The sequence below is a fragment of the Streptomyces sp. NPDC055189 genome (assembly GCF_053606765.1).
Genome location: NZ_JBSGSG010000015.1, coordinates 142,382 through 158,769, shown reverse-complemented (window position 1 = coordinate 158,769; position 16,388 = coordinate 142,382). Strand labels below are relative to the sequence as shown.

The window sequence follows — 16,388 nt, the reverse complement described above, 5'->3', positions numbered from 1 at the left end:
GGCACCAGAAGGTGCCGGGGGCCCGTTGCGCCGAGGGAGTAGGACCGCGGGTCAGACGGCCTCTGCAACCGCGTCCCGCGGACCGGGCGCGGCGTCCCCAGCCGCATCCCCGGCAGACTTGTCCCCTTCGGGGGCAGAGGGCTCGGCGTCCTTCGGCCCGGCCCCCCGCAGGGGAACCTCCTTGACGAACAGCGCAGCGATCAACGCGGCGACCCCGATGACCGCGCCCAGCAGGAACGCGGAGTGCGTACCGGCGGACACCGCGTGCTGATACGCGTCCCGTACGGGCGCCGCCAGCTTCGCCAGGCTGTCCGCGTCCAGCTGCGCCGACTGCTCGGTGACCTTGCCGCCGAGCTGCCCCGCCCGCTCGGACATCGTGCTCTCGACCCGGCTGTTGAAGAGCGCTCCCATGATCGCGACGCCGAACGAGGAGCCGAGCGTACGGAAGAGCGTGGCCGAGGACGACGCGACGCCCATGTCCTTCATCTCGACGCTGTTCTGCGCCACCAGCATGGTGATCTGCATCAGGCAGCCCATGCCCGCGCCGAGCACCGCCATGTAGAGGCCCGAGGTGAACCGCGTGGTGTCGGTGTTCATCTGCGAGAGCAGGAACAGGCCGAGGACCATCAGTACGGTGCCGGCGATCGGGAAGATCTTGTACTTGCCGGTCGAGGTGGTGAACCGGCCCGAGAAGAACGAGACGACCATCATCGAGAGCAGCATCGGCAGGAGCAGCAGACCCGAGTTGGTGGCCGAAGCGCCCTGCACCGCCTGCTGGTAGAGCGGCAGGAACAGCATCGCGCCGAACATCACGAAGCCGGTGAGGAAGCCGATCACCGACATCAGCGTGAAGTTGAGGCTGCGGAAGATGTGCAGCGGCAGAATCGGTTCCGCGGCCTTCTTCTGCACGATGACGAAGCCGATGAGGGCGACGACGCCGATCGCGATGAGCTCCATGATCACGGTCGAGGTCCAGTCGTACTCCGTACCGCCCCAGGTGGTGACGAGCACGAGCGAGCTGATGCCGATGGTCAGGAGCGCCGCACCGAGGTAGTCGATGCGCCCCTTCGCCTTCTTCTTCGGCAGGTGAAGGACCGCGGTGACCATGGCGAGCGCGACGGCGCCGAGCGGCAGGTTGATGTAGAAGGCCCAGCGCCAGCCGAGGTGGTCGGTGATGGTGCCGCCGACGAGCGGTCCGCCGATCATGGCGACCGCCATGACGCCGGTCATCATGCCCATGTACTTGCCGCGTTCCCGCGGCGTGACGAGCTCACCGATGATCGCCATGACGCCGACCATCAGACCGCCGGCGCCGAGTCCCTGTACGGCACGGAAGCCGATCAGCTGGCCCATGTCCTGCGCCATGCCGCTGAGCACGGAACCGAGCAGGAAGATCACTATGGAGGTGAGGAAGACGCCCTTGCGCCCGTACATGTCGCCGAGCTTGCCCCAGATGGGGGTCGAGGCCGCGGTCGCCAGCATGTAGGCGGTGACGACCCACGACAGGTGCTCCATGCCGCCGAGATCACCGACGATCGTCGGCATCGCGGGGCTGACGATCATGTTGTCGAGCATGGCGAGCAGGATGGTGACCATCAGCGCCATCATCACGACGCGCACGCTGCGCGGCTGAGGCGCGTCCTTGGCCTGCTCCTGCGGCTTCACCGAATCCCGCGGCTCCGCCGAGTCCCGGGGCTCCGCCGCACCCTGCGGCTTCACCCGCTCCTCCGTCTGTTTCTTGATCTCCGCCATGTCCCCTACTCCCCGGTTCACCCGACTGCCCTCTGCCACTTACTTGCCGACCGGCAAGCTGACTACACTGAGGGAAACTAGACCCCCAACTAGCCGGGCGTCAAGTAAGTAAAATCGGGTCCAAGGATTCGAGTCGAGGGAGTCGAGGAGCACCGAGATGGTCACGGGCACAGGCGCGGGCACGGGTACGAACACGGGCAGCGGCAAGCAGCAGCGCCGCGGGGACACCCGCCAGCGCATCCAGGACGTGGCCCTCGAACTCTTCGCCGAGCAGGGCTACGAGAAGACGTCATTGCGCGAGATCGCCGAACGTCTGGACGTCACGAAGGCGGCCCTCTACTACCACTTCAAGACCAAGGAAGACATCCTCACCAGCATCTTCGAGGACCTGACCAGGCCCATCGACGAGCTGGTGGAGTGGGGCAAGGAGCAGCCGCGCACGCTGGAGATCAAGCGGACGATCCTGACCCGCTACAGCGAGATCCTCAAGGACGCGGCCCCGCTCTTCCGCTTCATGCAGGAGAACCAGGCGACGATGCGGGACCTGAAGACGGGCGAGACCTTCAAGGACCGCATGATCAGCCTGCTCGACATCTTCAGGGAGCCCGGCTCACCGATGACGACCCAGGTGCGCTGCTTCAGCGCGCTGTTCACGATGCACGGCGGGATGTTCGTGCTCAAGGACGTCGAAGGCGACCCCGAGGAGAAGCGCAAGGCCATCCTCGAGGTCGCCATCGATCTGGTGACGCAGGCGCACGAGGGCGCCTGAGCGAGTTGCTACGGGGTCAGACGTTGACGCCGTTCGAGCGCAGGAACGCGACCGGGTCGACCGCCGAGCCGTAGTTCGGGGTCGTGCGGATCTCGAAGTGCAGGTGCGGGCCGCTGGAGTTTCCGGTGTTGCCGGAGGCGGCGATGTGCTGGCCCGTGCCGACGGTCTGGCCGACGCGCACGTCGATCTTCGACAGGTGCGCGTACTGCGAGAACGTGCCGTTGTCGTGCTTGATCACAATGGCGTTGCCGTAGGCGGGGCCGTCACCGGCGCCGTTGCCGCCGGCCTTGACGACGGTGCCGTTGTGCACGGCCTCGACGGAGGTGCCGATCGAGACGGCGAAGTCCTGGCCGGAGTGCTTGCTGGACCACATGTTGCCGCCGAGCCCGAAGGACGCGGAGAGGGTGTACTTGTCGACCGGGTCCTGCCAGGCGACGGCCTTCTTGGCGGCGGCCTGCTTGGCCTTGGTCGCGGCCTTGGCCTGCGCGTCGGCCTGAGCCGAGATCGAGTTCGCGGAGACGCCGGGCAGCGCGCCGCTCCTGGAGTTGTCCGCGGCGGACGCGACGCCGGACCCGAGAACGGCCGAGGCACCGAGCCCGACGGTGGCGACGGTGACGACGGCGCTCCGCGTACGGAGCAGGGACAGACCGGACTGGGTGGACGTGGCGCGCTTCGACATACGGATTGCCTCCGGGATGGGGGAGCGTGTGGCATGCGGTGCATGCCGGGGCATAGGGCACCCGGCACGAGCCGGGACATAGGGCGACCCGGCACACGCAGCTCTGCGCTTCCGCCGGGGGCGACCCGGCCTGCGCAGCTCTGCGCTTCCGCCGGGTTGGCCATCCCTTGGTAACCCGCACCCCGCCAACCGCTCAAACACCCCATCTACTACCGAAAGCCGTAGTAAACCACCCGACTTTCTCCTCCTTGACACCCCCAAATCCCGACAATTCCCCCTTCAACTACTTGCCTGATTCGACCCCCGAAACCTGGTTTAACCCCACTTCGGGGCAGCCCTCCCGGCCAGCCACGGCCTGAGCCCCACCTCCGGCCCCCCGACGAGCCGAAGGACCCGGAGGTTGCGGACCGAAGGTCCCGAACCCCCCTCCCGCCGGTCCCACTATTCCTCCTAGTACCGGACATAACGCCTGTGCGTCATGTCACCGGCCCCCGAGATCCACAACCTCCGGAATGTGACCGGCACTACGCTGCGGCGCATGGATCCCGCGGTCATAGGCGTCCGGCTCGCCTCGGGCGTCGCAGCCCCTCTGATCAAGAAGCTGTTCGTACGGGAGGGACCGGGCGCGGGCCTGGTGGACAGGCCGGTACGGGTATCGGGCCTCGTCTCGTTCCGGGGCGAGAAGCGAACCCTGACGCAGAAGGACCTGACCAAACTGGCCGGGGACCTGGTCCACCAGGCGTTACGCACGGGCGAGCGGCCGATCGCAGCCGAGGAGCGCCAGGCGGTGACGGACGCGCTGGCCCGCACCCTGCACGCCCTCGGCGACCTGCCCCTGAGCGACGTGGAGGCGGTCGAACTGGGCCACACCGCTCTGGCCTCCCGGCTCCGGAACGCGGCCGACGCCCCTACCCGGCCCCGGAACGCGGCCGACGCCCCTACCCGGCTCCGGAACGCGGCCGAACCCCCGACCCGGCACCTCTCGGCGGACGCGACGTACTTCTACGACCGCCTCCTCGACACGACGTGCCTGCACATCCTGCAGTTCTTCACGCAGCGCTCGACGTTCGTGGCCGCGACGCTGGTCGAGCAGAGCCGCGGGCAGGCGGAGCTGATCGCGAAGGTGGACGAGCTGATCGCGCGAAATCCGCTGCCGGGCAGTCCTCGTGAGCCATTACGCTCACTCCCATGGATCCTCTGGCCATTCGACTCGCGTCGAGCGTAGTCACTCCTTTGGTCAAGCGGCTGTTCGTCACCGAGGGACCCGGCGCGGGTCTGGTGGAGAAGCCCGTCCGGCTGTCCGGTCTCGTCTCGTTCCGGGGCGAGAAAAGAGAGTTGAACGACAAGGACCTGGCGAAACTGGCGGCGGAGCTGGTCCGCCAAGCCGTACGGGCCTCCGGCGAGCGCCCTGTCCCCGCCGTCGAGGAAAGGTCCGTAGCCGACGCCCTGGGCCGCACACTGCACGCGCTGGGTGACCTCACCCTCACGGACGTCCAAGCGGTCGGACTCGGCCACAACGCCCTCGCACTGCGCCTGCGCCGAGCGAGCGGCAACCCGGACCGTGACCTGTCGGCGGACGCGGCGTACTTCTACGACCAACTGCTCGACACGGCCTGCCTGCACATCCTGCACTTCTTCACTCAACGATCGACCTTCGTGGCCGGGGAGCTGGTGGAGCAAAGCCGCAGACAGGCGGAACTGATCGCCAAAATAGATGAGTTGATTGCTCGCAATCCCCGCCCCGGTGCAGAGGACGTGGCTTTTGAGCAGCGGTATCTCGCGTACGTCGCGAAGAAGCACGGGAAGCTGACGATCTTCGGGATCGATCTTTCCGACTCGCCTGGGCGGTGGCCACTGGACGCGGCATACATGAGCCTGGAGGCAACCGGCCTCCCCGACTCCGACAGCTTCTACCAGTCGCTCACCGACCTGGCGGCAGAGGTGTCCGCCGACGCGGCTGCTGCCAGGTCGTCCGGCTTCAGCGTCCTTACCGCTGCGCAGCAACCCCCTCCTCCGCGGGCCGGAAACACGCCTCCCGGCCCCATGCCAGCCGATCAGGCCTTGGCCACCGACGACCGGGTCCTCCTGCGCGGCGAGGCGGGCTCCGGGAAGACCACGCTCGTCCAGTGGCTCGCCGTGAGCGCGGCGCGCCAGGACCTGGGCAACGACTCCACGGCGTATCTCTACGACCGCATCCCCTACGTCCTCCCCCTACGGACCCTCACCCGCAACGGTGGGCGCCTCCCGGCGCCCAAGGGATTCCTGACCGCCGTCGGCTCCCCCCTCGCCGGTGAGCAGCCCGACGGCTGGGAAGCCCGTGTGCTCAGGGCAGGCCGTGCCCTGGTGCTCGTCGACGGCATCGACGAGATTCCGTACACGGAACGCGCCCGCACGCGCATCTGGCTCAGGGACCTGATCGAGGCCTACCCCGGCAACCGTTGGCTGGTGACGTCCCGTCCTTCGGCGATCCGTGAGGAGTGGCTGGCCGACGAGGGCTTCACGGAGCTGACTCTCTCCTCGATGAGCAAGGCGGAGGTATCGGACTTCATCAAGCGCTGGCACAAAGCCGCCCGCACCGGCACAGATGACGAGGACACGGCACTCGCCTTGTACGAGGCCCAGCTCCTGGAAGCGGTCGGGGCCAAGCCCGACCTGGGGCGCCTGGCCACCAACCCGCTGATGTGCGGACTCATTTGTGCCCTGCACCGGGACCGCCGGGGCTTCCTCCCACTGGGCCGCAAGGAGCTCTACACAGCGGCTCTGGAGATGCTCCTGACCCGCCGCGACCGCGAACGCGCCATAGCCGTAGCGGAGATACGGGAGGAACCGCAGCTCCAGCTGCTCCAACGCCTCGCCCACTGGCTGATCCGCAACGGCCGCACGGAGATGGACAGCTCTCGAGCGGAGTCGATCATCGCTGACGCTCTCCCGGCCGTCCCCGCCCTGGGGGTGCTGGGCGATGCGCAGGCGGTGTATGCGCATTTCCTAGACCGCAGCGGCCTCCTCCGCGAGCCCGGACCCGGCACCGTCGAGTTCATCCACCGCACGTTCCAGGATTTCCTGGGGGCCCGGGCAGCGGTGGACGAGGGGGACTTCGGACTGCTGGCCAGCCACGCGACGGACGACCAGTGGGAGGACGTCATCCGGATGGCCGTGGCACAAGCCCGCCCGCGCGAACGGGCGGCAATCTTCGCGGACTTGATCGACGCCGGCGACGCGCATCCGGACGTACCAGCACGCAATCGGGTTCATCTCCTGGCAGCGGCCTGCCTGGAACATGCGGCAGATTTGGCTCCCGAGGTGCGGGAGGCGGTGGAGCAGCGGATGGCGGCGCTCATTCCGCCGCGCAGCGCACAGGAGGCTCGCGAGCTTGCGGCGGTCGGCCCCATGGTCCTGGACCTGCTGCCCGGTCCAGACGGACTGGACGAGCAGGAAGCCAGTCGCGTCGCGATCACCGCGACGAGCATCCCTTCGGACGCGTCGATCCCTTTCCTCTCACGCTTCGCGGCCCACCCCTCGCTCGCCGTGCACAGCCAGCTCATGTGGGGGTGGAGCCGCTACGACTGCCGCAATTACGCGGATGCGGTCATCGCGCAACTGGACGACGGCGAAACGCACTTCACCCTGCGCAGCGCCGACCAGGTCCTGGAGCTGGAGCGACTTGGGATCCGGCCGAAGCTCCTGGACATCCGCGAGACAGTCTCGCCCGCCGCCGCATCACGCCTGATCGCGGCCTGCACACCCACGTTCCTCAGCCTGAAGGTGCCCCCCGGCCGCCTCTCGTCCGATGCGCTCCACGGGCTGCGTGACCTGGACCAGCTGCACCTCGCCTCCATCGGCGAGTCCTGGAGCCTCGAGCTGCTCCCCGACAACGCCCCGCTGCGCACGCTGGGAGTGCTCGACTCCGCACGTGCCGCGGACGACATGCACGACTTGGACAGGTGGCAGGGGTTGGAGTGGGTCATCTTCGGCGAGAACGACGGCCCGTACTCACGCGCCGTATGGGAGGCCCTTGCGCACCTCCCGCGCCTCGTTCGTCTCGACCTGACATCCCGCTATCTCGACCACGTGCCGGCCGGGCTGACTCTGGCCGGCGTGACGGAACTGTCCCTGCTGCACGAAGGTATCGACTGGGTGGAGACGGTATCTCACGTCACCAGGCTCTTCCCGGACCTCACACATCTCTCCGTATACGGGCTAATCGGCGGGGCGAAGGTCAGCCTGGCCCCGCTGGCGGACCTCTCCGCCCTGAGGCACCTGACGATCGCCACCGGACAGGTCTCCGACATCGGCGCGCTCCCCTCTCGCATCGAGATACGCGACCCCATGATCACCGATTGAGCTGAAACCACACGCCTTTACCGCTCCCGGTCGGCGTCACCCCGCAGACATCCGACAACGCGGTCACGAGAAACAGCCCCCGCCCGCCTTCGTCCTCGACGGGGGCCCGCCGGGGCGACGGCAGCTGAGGGTTTCCGTCGTACACGGCGATGCGTACGTGGGTCACGCCGACCGCGGCTCTCAGATGCACGTCACCCTTCGTGTGCCGGTGGACGTTGGTCACCAGCTCCGAGGTGCAGAGCGCGGCGGTTTCGGCGAGGTGGTCGAGCCCCAGGGTGGTCAGCGCGTTGCGTACGAAGTCGCGGCAGATCTTCGGGGAGATGGCGTTGGCCGGGGAGAACAAGGTGTAAGTCTGCGGGAGTTCGGGCTCAGGCCCGTCTCCGTCAACGGAGTCATGCACGGTTACGCCCATTGAGACGCCTCCAAGGCGCGCGTCGGGGTTCGTTCGCTGTGACGGTGACTGCCGGATCTACTGTTCGCCCGGCCGCAGTGGCCTACTGCCCCTCGCGAACAAGCCGCCGTCCGGCACGGTGACTTGGATCGGGCAGTGCGCTTCTGCGGTCAGGCGTGGGGGTACTGCGTCGCCAGCGAAGCTTCCACCATCAGCGTGTGAGCGTCGCCCTACGTAACGTAAGCAATAACGGCCCACTAGTGCAACCTAGTTGCCTCAATCGGTGGATCCATCGCGACGGACACGGCAAACTGAGCCCGAACCCCGGGGAGGTCCAACCTTGGCACTGCGGCTGCGCACCACCGAGCGCCAGCGAAGGCTCGGCATCGAGCTACGGAAGCTGCGCGAGAGCGCTGGGCTCAACCTCATCGAGGCGGCTGCGCTCATCGACATGGGACGTCCGCAGCTGACCCACATCGAGGCAGCAAGGACCGGCATCTCCACGGAACGGCTCCGCACTCTTATCGGCGAGTACGGGTGCACTAGTGGGTCGTACATCGATGAACTGGTCCGCATGTCGGAGAGCAACGGCAAGGGGTGGTGGTCCGAGTACCGCAAGGCGCTGCCCCAACAAGTTCTCGACCTGGCTGAACTGGAAGACCGAGCGACTGACATCGCAAGCTACGAGACGCTGCTCATCCCCGGGTTGCTCCAGACGGAGCCCTATATGCGCACCCTCTTCCGTGACGCTCGGCCCGAGGCCACACCCGCCGAGATCGACAACCTCGTGGAGTTCCGCCTCGCACGCCAGAGCGTCCTCTCCGGAGAGCGCCCTCCACAACTGCATGCCGTCATCCACGAAGCCGCCCTGCGCATGGTCGTCGGCGACCCGCTCATCATGCGGAGGCAACTGGCACATCTGATTGACGTCGCTGCCAATCCGAGCGTGACGATCCAAGTGCTCCCGTTCCACCAAGGGACGCAGGCGTGGCGAAGCGCCCCGTTCCTGCTCACCGCGCCGGGCGTACCCGGGCTAGAGACCGCTTTCGTCGAGCATCCTGCCGCAGGTATGACCCTGCACGACGCCGCTGCCGTGTCCCGGTATCAAGCGACCATCGCCGGTCTCGCCCAAAGTGCGCTTCCAGCGCTCGCCCGCGAGGACACACCGGACACTCGTGAAGGGCCCGGCTCTTGGGGCCTCGTCCAGCACATCCTGTACACCCACAGTGGAGGACCCCGATGACCGACCACACCTGGCAGAAGTCAACGTTCAGCGAGGGCGCAGGCGCCAACTGCGTCTACGTCGCTGCAAACTCCGACACCCGGACCATCCACCTCCGCGAAAGCGACGCCCCAGAGACAACCCTCACCACAACACCCGCCGCCCTCGCAGCCCTGATACGCACCCTCAAATAGGACCAGCGATGACCGAACTCCTCTGGCAGAAGTCGTCCTTCAGCGACGGCGCAGGCGCCAACTGCGTCTACGTCGCTGCAAGCCACGGCGTCCAGACCATCCACCTCCGCGAAAGCGACGCCCCGGAGAAGAGCCTCACCACAACACCCGCCGCCCTCGCCGCACTGATACGCACCCTCAAATAGGTCAGGATCCGGCCTATTACACGCCTAACGTCGGACGCTCCTCGGCATCAACGCAGATCCCAAGGGAGCGATCGATGAGCCACGTAAAGACCCCCCAACCCCACGGCACCCCCACCTGGATCGACCTCCGCGTTACCGAGTTCGACCGCACCCTGGAGTTCTACGGCGCCCTCTTCGGCTGGGAGTACGCCGAAGAGCCCACGCAAGGAGATCGCACCGCCACCTGCCTCCTGCGCGGCAGCCCCGTCGCGTCGATCACGCGGACCCCGGCCCCCGCAGTCTCCGGCTGGACCATGTACTTCGCCACCCCGGACTGTGACAGCACCGCCAAACGCATCGCGGAAGCGGGCGGCAAGGTGACCGAGGCGCCGGTGGACGTCACGTACCAAGGGGAAGGCGCCCGCACGGCCGTCGCGGAGGACTCCGTGGGCGCCCGCTTCGGGCTCTGGGAGGCCCGGCCCCACCCCGGCTGCCGCACCGTGAACGAGCCGGGCTCACTCGTCCGCAACGACCTCATGACCCCGGACCCCGAGCACGCCCGCGCCTTCTACAGGGCAGTGTTCGACTACACCCTCGATCTCAACGACGTAATGCCGGAGGCCGACTTCACCTTCCTGCGGCGCCCGGACGGCCACGAGATCGGCGGCATCTTCGGAGTCCCCAAAGCCCCCGCCCCCGCCTCCGCGCCATCCGCGTGGGCCACCACCTTCGAGGTGGCCGACACCGACGCGGCAGCCGCGCAGGCCACCTCATCCGGCGGCACCTCCACCACCCCGGAGGACATCCCGTACGGCCGCATCGCAACGATCACCGACCCCGCCGGCAACGAGTTCTCCGTCATCACGAGGCTCTGAACCGCGCCGCGGCAAGTTGTGCAACAGGCTGCTGCACAATTGCCCCGCCGACACATCGTGGGGCCCGGCGATGAGCGACGTACCAACCGCGCCGTCACGGAATAGCCGCCCCAAGCGCCAAGTTCCCCCCAACATGACGACACCCGAAACCTCCCCCTTCGACCCCCACACCCTCCTCGCTGAAAGCAACCTCGGCGTCCTGGCGACCATCAAGGCCAACGGCCTGCCCCAGCTCTCGCCCGTGATGCCCTCCTACGATCGCCCCGCGGGCCTCATCCGCGTATCGACGACCGCGAAGACCGCCAAGTTCGTGAACCTGCGTCGCGATCCCCGTGCCGCCCTTGAGGTGACCAGTGCCGATGGTCGGGCCTGGGCCACCGCCGAGGGCACCGTCACCCTCATCGGGCCCGGGACCGACCCGCAGGGTCCTGAAGTCCAGGCCCTCGTGGACTACTACCGCGCCGCCGCCGGCGAGCACCCCGACTGGGACGAGTACCGCGCCGTCATGGTGTCCGATCGCAGGGTGCTGATCACGCTGACGGTCGACAACGTCTACGGCACCCGGATCGGCTGACACCCCCGCCCCGCCCCAAGGCATCCGCCCCGCCCCGCCCCGCCTCAAGCCAAGCGGATTGCAAGGAAGTCTCACCCCACACGCCCCCGTACCGCTCCCGAGCGGGATTTTCTTGCAACCGCCGCCCACCGCCCCCCGAGCCTTCCCCTACCCTCAACCCATGGTCGAAGCCACCGCGCTAGGCGCCCGCATCGCGTCCAGCGTCGTCGTGCCGCTCATCAAGATGCTCTTCGTGGCCGATCAACCCGGCGCGGCACTGGTGGACAAACCCGTGCGCATCGCCTCGCTCGTCTCGTTCAACGGCGAGAAGCGCGGTGTCACGCCGAAGGACGTCGAGAAGGTCGCCGACGAGCTGGTGCGCAGGGCGCTCAAGGCGGCCGGGCCGATCGAGCAGCCCATCTCCGCCGGTGAAGCCGCCGCCGTCAAGAACGCCCTGGCCCGCTCGCTCTCCCTCCTCGGGCTCATCAAGATCGAGGATTACGAAGCCGTCGCCCTGGGCCCCGAGGAATTCGCCAACCGGCTGCGCACGGCGACCGAGATCAGCGGCTACGGCCTGTCCCGCGACGCCGAGCTCTTCTACGACCGGCTCCTGCACACCGCCGCCCTCCACATCCTCAACTTCTTTTCCCAGCGGTCCACCTTCATCGCGCGTCAACAGCTTTTGCAAACGCAGCAGTTGGGGCGGCTCGTGCGGACCATCGATATTCTTCTCGAACGCCTTCCCTCGCAGAGTTCCGAAGACGCCGCCTTCGAATCCCGCTACGCCACCCACATCGCGGAGCGCCACGGCACCCTGACGATCTACGGACTCGACACCGGTACGGGCGAGTGGCCGCTCGACACCGCCTACCTCAGCCTGGAGGCGACCCGCGAGCGCGCCGGGCACAGCGGCAGCGGGGCGCCCGTCCCCGCCGAGCAGGTACTCGCCCAGCACGACCAGGTGCTGCTGCGCGGCGTCGCCGGGTCCGGGAAGACCACCCTCGTCCAGTGGCTCGCAGTGACGGCGGCGAGCCGGACGTACGAGCACGGGCTCTCGCACCTCATCGGGCGCGTGCCGTTCGTCCTGCCGATGCGGCGCATCCTGCGGCCGGGGGCGGACCTGCCCATTCCGGGGAACTTCCTGGAGGCCGTCGCCTGCCCGATCGCGGGCGAGCAGCCCGCCGGCTGGGTCGAACGCGTCCTGCGCGCCCGGCGCGGCGTACTTCTCGTCGACGGGATAGACGAGATCGCCGGTGAGCGGCGGGAATCCGCCCGCCGCTGGCTGCGCGAGCTGGCGCGGACCTTCCCCGGCAACCTGTGGCTCGTCACCTCGCGGCCCTCGGCCGTTCCCGAGCAGTGGCTGACCGCCGCCGGGTTCAACGAACTCACGCTCTCGCCGATGTCCCGGCACGACGTCGCCACCTTCGTGAGCCGCTGGCATCGCGCGGCCGGGGCCGACGCGACCACCGGCGTCTCCCTGCTGCAGGCCGTACGGACCACGACCGAGCTGAACCGCCTCGCCACCAACCCCCTGATGTGCGGCATGCTCTGCGCCCTGCACCGGGACCGCAACGGCTTCCTCCCCGAGGACCGCAAATCCCTGTACGAGGCCGCCCTGTCCATGCTGCTCGAACGGCGGGACCGGGAACGGGGATTGGATGATCCCGGTGGTGTGCGCATCCCGTACGCCACCCAGATCCAGCTGCTGCAGCGGCTCGCGTGGTGGCTCATCCGCAATGGGCGCTCGGAGATGGACCGCAGCGACGCGCTGCACATCATTACGCAGGCACTCCCCTCGCTGAATCTGAACAGCAGCGCCGAGGAGGTCTACACCTCGCTCCTGCTGCGGTCGGGCCTCCTTCGCGAACCCGCCGACGGGCACGTCGACTTCCTCCACCGCACGTTCCAGGACTACCTCGGCTCCCGGCTCGCCGTACAGGAACTGGACTTCGACCTGCTCCTGAACAACGCGGACAAGGACCAGTGGGAGGACGTCGTCCTCCTCGCCATCGCCCACGCCCGGCCCAAGGAGGCCGAGCGGATGCTGCGGCGGCTCGTGGAGCAGGGCACCCCGCGCGGCAAGCTGCTCGCCGCGGCCGGGTTGCCGTACGCGGCCGAGGTGGCGCCCGCGATCCGTTCCTTCGTGGAGGTCGGGGTGCGGCTGCTCGTGCCGCCGGGGTCCGGCGCAGAGGCGGAGGAGTTGGCGCGGGCCGGGGGCGAGCTGGTGCTCTCGCTGCTGCCGCCCGCCGCTGACCTCGACGACTTCGCGGCGCGCCATGTGGTGCGGACGGCAAGCGAGTTGAGCAGCGAGACCGCGCTGCACTTCCTGACCCAGTTCCGCGAGCACCCCAGCATGGACGTCCAGCGGACCCTCGCCGCGGCCTGGCCGCGATTCGACCGGGAGCTCTACGCCCGCGAGATACTCGCGCACCTGCCGCGCCAGGCCCGGGTCACCGTCCGCGACGCCGACGACCTGCGCTCCCTGCGCTCCATCGGCGGCTGGGCGGACATCCAGGTCGTCGGCGCCTACCGCGTCGAGGACCTGACCGAACTCATCGTGCGCGAGAAGCTCACCCGGCTCGGTCTGGAGGCGTCCCATCCCGTCGAAGGACTGGCCTGGCTCTCGGTCTTCCCGAACCTCAAGAGGGTCCATGTGGCCTCTGAGGTGAGTGAGGCGGTGGCCCAGCAGGCACCGGAGCGCATCGAACTCATCACCCCACCGCCGTGGCGGAGTTGACCTACCCTTGACTTTCCACGGCACCGTCCGCGCAGTCCGCACAGTCCGCGACACACGAAATCCCACCCGCAGGGACCCTCTATGTCCATGGAGCCCGTTGTCCGCATCCCCTCGACTCTCGCCGCACCCCTGGTACAACGGCTCATCCGCCTGCCTCCCCCGCTGCCGCCCGCCACGCCCGAGCTGATCGCCGCGCTCACCACCTGGCGCGGCGCCGACGCCCCGGCGACGCCCGACGACGTACACCGCACGGCGGCGGACTTCGTGCACGTGGCCGCCGAGGCGCACACCGCCCCGACGACCGAACTGGGCGCCGTGGTCGACGTACTGACGCGCACGCTGCTCGCCATCGGGGAACTGGACCTGACGGACGTGGACGCCGTGCGCCTGGGGCCGCAGGACTACGCACGACGGCTGCGGGGTGCCGTGCAGGGCGCGGACCGCTCCCTCTCCCCCAACGCCGCGTGGTTCCACGACGAGCTGCTCGTGGCCGTGTGCCTGCACGTCCTCTACCACTTCGTCCGGCGCTCGCCGCACATCCAGCGGCACATGGCCGAGAGGGCAAGCCGTATCCGCCAGCTCATCGACCTGAACGACGCGGAGGCCGCGGCCCGCCAGCCCGAACGCTCCCAGGAGGACCGGGACTTCGAGTCGGCGTACGCCGAAGAGGTCGTACGCCAGCACGGCTGGCTCACCATCGTCGGCGTGGACCTCGCCAACGCGCCCGACCGCTGGCCCCTGGAGGACACCTACCTCAGCCTGGAGGCCGAGGAGAGCAGCAACAGCGGCGTACCGGGCGAGCCGCGCACCGTGCTGCTCGCCGACCGGGCTCTTGAGGGGCACGAGCGGGTGCTGCTTCGCGGCGTCGCGGGCTCGGGCAAGACGACCCTCATCCAGTGGCTGGCCGTGGCCGCGGCGCGCGAGGGCGTCCGCGTACCCTTCGTCCTGCCCGTACGCCGCTTCGCCCGCGAGGGCTTTCCCGCCCCGGACGACTTCCTGCACGCCATCCGCCACCCGCTCGCCGACCAGGCCCCGGAGGGCTGGGTCGTCCGTACGCTCCTCGCGGGCCGCGCCATGCTCCTGGTCGACGGGATCGACGAGGCTCCGGAGGAGACCCGCGGCGAACTGCGCAACCAGCTGCGCCGCCTCCTGCGCATCTTCTCCGGCAACGGCTGTCTGGTCACCTCCCGCCCCTCCGCCGTCGAGGACGGCTGGCTCGCCCAGGAGCGCCTCGCGGAGGAGGGTTTCAAGGAACTCTCCCTCGCGCCGATGTCCCGCGACCAGGTCACGCGCTTCATACACGACTGGCACGCGGCGGCGATGAGCGACGAGCAGTGCAAGGAGCAGGCGGAGCGCGACAAGCTCAAGGAGTACGAGCAGCGGCTCCTGCACTCCGTACGGATCTTCCGCGAGCTGCGCCAGCTCGCCACCAATCCCCTGATGTGCGGCCTGATATGCGCCCTCAACCGCGACCGCTCCGGCTCGCTCCCCAAAGGCCGCAAGGAGCTGTACGACGCGGCCCTGGAGATGCTCCTCCAGCGCCGCGACCCCGAACGCGACGTTCTTTACGCCGACGACGTACGCCTCCAGCAGGGCCCCCGCGAGCTGCTCCTGCGCAAGCTGGCCCACGCGATGGTCGAGGAGGGCGTCTCGGAGCTGCCCCGGCAGCGCGTGGTCGCCATCCTGGACGGCGCGCTGCCCGCCATTCCCTCCGCGCGCGCCGAGGGCGACGGCGAGAAGATCTTCCGTCACCTGCTGCACCGCACGGGCCTGCTGCGCGAGCAGGCCGGCCTCTCGGTGGACTTCATCCACCGCACCTTCCAGGACTACCTGGCCGCCAAGGAGATCGTGGCGCGCGGCCAGTTGCGCACCCTCGTCGAGCACGCGCACCGCGCCGAGTGGGAGGAGGTCATCCGCATGGCCGCCGCCCACGCACGCCCCGAGGAGTGCGCCGACTTCCTGGAGCGGCTCCTTTCCGCCGCCCCGAACCTGCGCCGCCCGCACGTGAACCACCGGCGCCTGATGGCCGCGGCCTGCCTGGAGCACGTCACCGAGCTCGACCCGGCGGTGCAGCAGCTCGTACAGGAGCGTACGAAGAACCTCGTGCGCCCCACGACGGAGCTGGCCGCCCGCAGCCTCGGCTGGGTCGGCCCCATCGTCCTGGAGCAGCTGCCGGACCCCGAGCAGGTGCCGAGCGACCAGCAGGCGCTGCTCCTGGCGATCACGGCGACCCACGTCCAGGACGACGTCGCCATCGACTACCTCGCCCGCCTGCGCCACCGCTCGGCGCTTTCCATCCGGATGGAACTGGTCCGCCCGTGGCGGCACTTCGACACCGAGCGGTACGCGCGCGAGATCATCGCCCATCTCGACCCGGTCGGCCTGTACTACCCCGTGGCCGACACCGCCGAGCTCGCGGCGCTGCGGCAGCTCGGCGGGCGGCCGTGGATCCAGCTGGTCGGCGTCATGCCCACCGAGGAGCTCCTGGACGGCCTGGAGCACGAACAGCTGACCCACCTGTGGGTCACCGCCGAACTGGCCGACACAAACGTCTCCTGGCTCTCCCGCTTCCCAAACCTGACGGTGCTACGAGTAAATCCCCGCCTGCCCCGCCTCCGGAATGTCCCGGAGGGGGTAACGATCACGTCGTAGGACTTCGTGCGGAGGGCGCCCCGTCAGGGGCGCGGGGAACTGCGCGACAAGCCACAAGG

Annotated in this window: 12 protein-coding genes and 1 pseudogene; 10 read left to right on the top strand and 3 right to left on the bottom strand. The window is 68.8% G+C overall.

Annotation, left to right across the window (positions count from 1 at the left end):
* Positions 1–51: 51 nt before the first annotated feature.
* Positions 52–1,752: an MDR family MFS transporter gene (locus tag ACWFR3_RS14530; RefSeq protein ID WP_453734887.1), complete on the bottom strand. Its 1,701-nt coding sequence runs from the start codon at positions 1,750–1,752 to the stop codon at positions 52–54.
* Between the two features lie 157 nt (positions 1,753–1,909).
* On the opposite strand from ACWFR3_RS14530, the gene ACWFR3_RS14525 reads away from it, so the two are divergent.
* Positions 1,910–2,521: a TetR/AcrR family transcriptional regulator gene (locus tag ACWFR3_RS14525; protein WP_453734886.1), complete on the top strand. Its 612-nt coding sequence runs from the start codon at positions 1,910–1,912 to the stop codon at positions 2,519–2,521.
* A gap of 16 nt (positions 2,522–2,537) precedes the next feature.
* On the opposite strand, the gene ACWFR3_RS14520 is transcribed toward ACWFR3_RS14525, so the two are convergent.
* Positions 2,538–3,200, bottom strand: coding sequence for a M23 family metallopeptidase (locus ACWFR3_RS14520; RefSeq protein ID WP_453734885.1), 663 nt, complete (start codon positions 3,198–3,200; stop codon positions 2,538–2,540).
* 538 nt (positions 3,201–3,738) lie between these two features.
* Between ACWFR3_RS14520 and ACWFR3_RS14515 the strand changes: the two are divergent.
* Together ACWFR3_RS14515 and ACWFR3_RS14510 are read left to right on the top strand one after the other, a co-directional pair.
* Positions 3,739–4,359 (top strand): annotated as a pseudogene (locus tag ACWFR3_RS14515) (NACHT N-terminal Helical domain 1-containing protein); the annotation flags it as partial.
* Positions 4,360–4,388: 29 nt separating this feature from the next.
* Entirely contained in the window at positions 4,389–7,541 is a 3,153-nt protein-coding gene (locus tag ACWFR3_RS14510) for an NACHT domain-containing protein (RefSeq protein WP_453734884.1), read from the top strand.
* Here ACWFR3_RS14510 and ACWFR3_RS14505 read toward each other — a convergent pair.
* The gene (locus ACWFR3_RS14505) at positions 7,531–7,884 is read right to left on the bottom strand and encodes an ATP-binding protein (protein ID WP_453734883.1); all 354 of its coding nucleotides are present in this window, start codon (positions 7,882–7,884) and stop codon (positions 7,531–7,533) included. The genes ACWFR3_RS14510 and ACWFR3_RS14505 overlap by 11 nt on opposite strands.
* Positions 7,885–8,272: 388 nt before the next feature.
* Between ACWFR3_RS14505 and ACWFR3_RS14500 the strand changes: the two genes are divergently transcribed.
* The 7 genes from ACWFR3_RS14500 (at position 8,273) to ACWFR3_RS14470 (ending at position 16,329) form a co-directional block, all read left to right on the top strand.
* Positions 8,273–9,175, top strand: coding sequence for a helix-turn-helix domain-containing protein (locus ACWFR3_RS14500; RefSeq protein ID WP_453734882.1), 903 nt, complete (start codon positions 8,273–8,275; stop codon positions 9,173–9,175).
* On the top strand, positions 9,172–9,348 hold the full coding sequence (locus tag ACWFR3_RS14495) for a DUF397 domain-containing protein (RefSeq protein WP_453734881.1): 177 nt from the start codon (positions 9,172–9,174) through the stop codon (positions 9,346–9,348). Before ACWFR3_RS14500 ends, ACWFR3_RS14495 begins: the two co-directional genes overlap by 4 nt.
* 8 nt (positions 9,349–9,356) lie before the next feature.
* Positions 9,357–9,533, top strand: a complete 177-nt coding sequence (locus tag ACWFR3_RS14490) for a DUF397 domain-containing protein (RefSeq protein ID WP_453734880.1) — start codon at positions 9,357–9,359, stop codon at positions 9,531–9,533.
* Between the two features lie 74 nt (positions 9,534–9,607).
* Positions 9,608–10,387, top strand: coding sequence for a VOC family protein (locus tag ACWFR3_RS14485; protein WP_453734879.1), 780 nt, complete (start codon positions 9,608–9,610; stop codon positions 10,385–10,387).
* Between the two features lie 133 nt (positions 10,388–10,520).
* Positions 10,521–10,961 carry a PPOX class F420-dependent oxidoreductase gene (locus ACWFR3_RS14480; RefSeq protein WP_453734878.1) on the top strand — a complete coding sequence of 147 codons (441 nt, stop codon included), beginning with the start codon at positions 10,521–10,523 and terminating at the stop codon, positions 10,959–10,961.
* A gap of 160 nt (positions 10,962–11,121) precedes the next feature.
* The gene (locus ACWFR3_RS14475) at positions 11,122–13,677 is read left to right on the top strand and encodes an NACHT domain-containing protein (protein WP_453734877.1); all 2,556 of its coding nucleotides are present in this window, start codon (positions 11,122–11,124) and stop codon (positions 13,675–13,677) included.
* Positions 13,678–13,764: 87 nt separating this feature from the next.
* Positions 13,765–16,329 carry an NACHT domain-containing protein gene (locus tag ACWFR3_RS14470; RefSeq protein WP_453734876.1) on the top strand — a complete coding sequence of 855 codons (2,565 nt, stop codon included), beginning with the start codon at positions 13,765–13,767 and terminating at the stop codon, positions 16,327–16,329.
* Positions 16,330–16,388: the final 59 nt, after the last annotated feature.

Bases quoted from the DNA above. Each gene is read 5' to 3' on its own strand.
- ACWFR3_RS14530 (WP_453734887.1), bottom strand. From the start codon at position 1,752: ATGGCGGAGATCAAGAAACAGACGGAGGAGCGGGTGAAGCCGCAGGGT.
- ACWFR3_RS14525 (WP_453734886.1), top strand. From the start codon at position 1,910: ATGGTCACGGGCACAGGCGCGGGCACGGGTACGAACACGGGCAGCGGC.
- ACWFR3_RS14520 (WP_453734885.1), bottom strand. From the start codon at position 3,200: ATGTCGAAGCGCGCCACGTCCACCCAGTCCGGTCTGTCCCTGCTCCGT.
- ACWFR3_RS14510 (WP_453734884.1), top strand. From the start codon at position 4,389: ATGGATCCTCTGGCCATTCGACTCGCGTCGAGCGTAGTCACTCCTTTG.
- ACWFR3_RS14495 (WP_453734881.1), top strand. From the start codon at position 9,172: ATGACCGACCACACCTGGCAGAAGTCAACGTTCAGCGAGGGCGCAGGC.
- ACWFR3_RS14490 (WP_453734880.1), top strand. From the start codon at position 9,357: ATGACCGAACTCCTCTGGCAGAAGTCGTCCTTCAGCGACGGCGCAGGC.
- ACWFR3_RS14485 (WP_453734879.1), top strand. From the start codon at position 9,608: ATGAGCCACGTAAAGACCCCCCAACCCCACGGCACCCCCACCTGGATC.
- ACWFR3_RS14480 (WP_453734878.1), top strand. From the start codon at position 10,521: ATGACGACACCCGAAACCTCCCCCTTCGACCCCCACACCCTCCTCGCT.
- ACWFR3_RS14475 (WP_453734877.1), top strand. From the start codon at position 11,122: ATGGTCGAAGCCACCGCGCTAGGCGCCCGCATCGCGTCCAGCGTCGTC.
- ACWFR3_RS14470 (WP_453734876.1), top strand. From the start codon at position 13,765: ATGGAGCCCGTTGTCCGCATCCCCTCGACTCTCGCCGCACCCCTGGTA.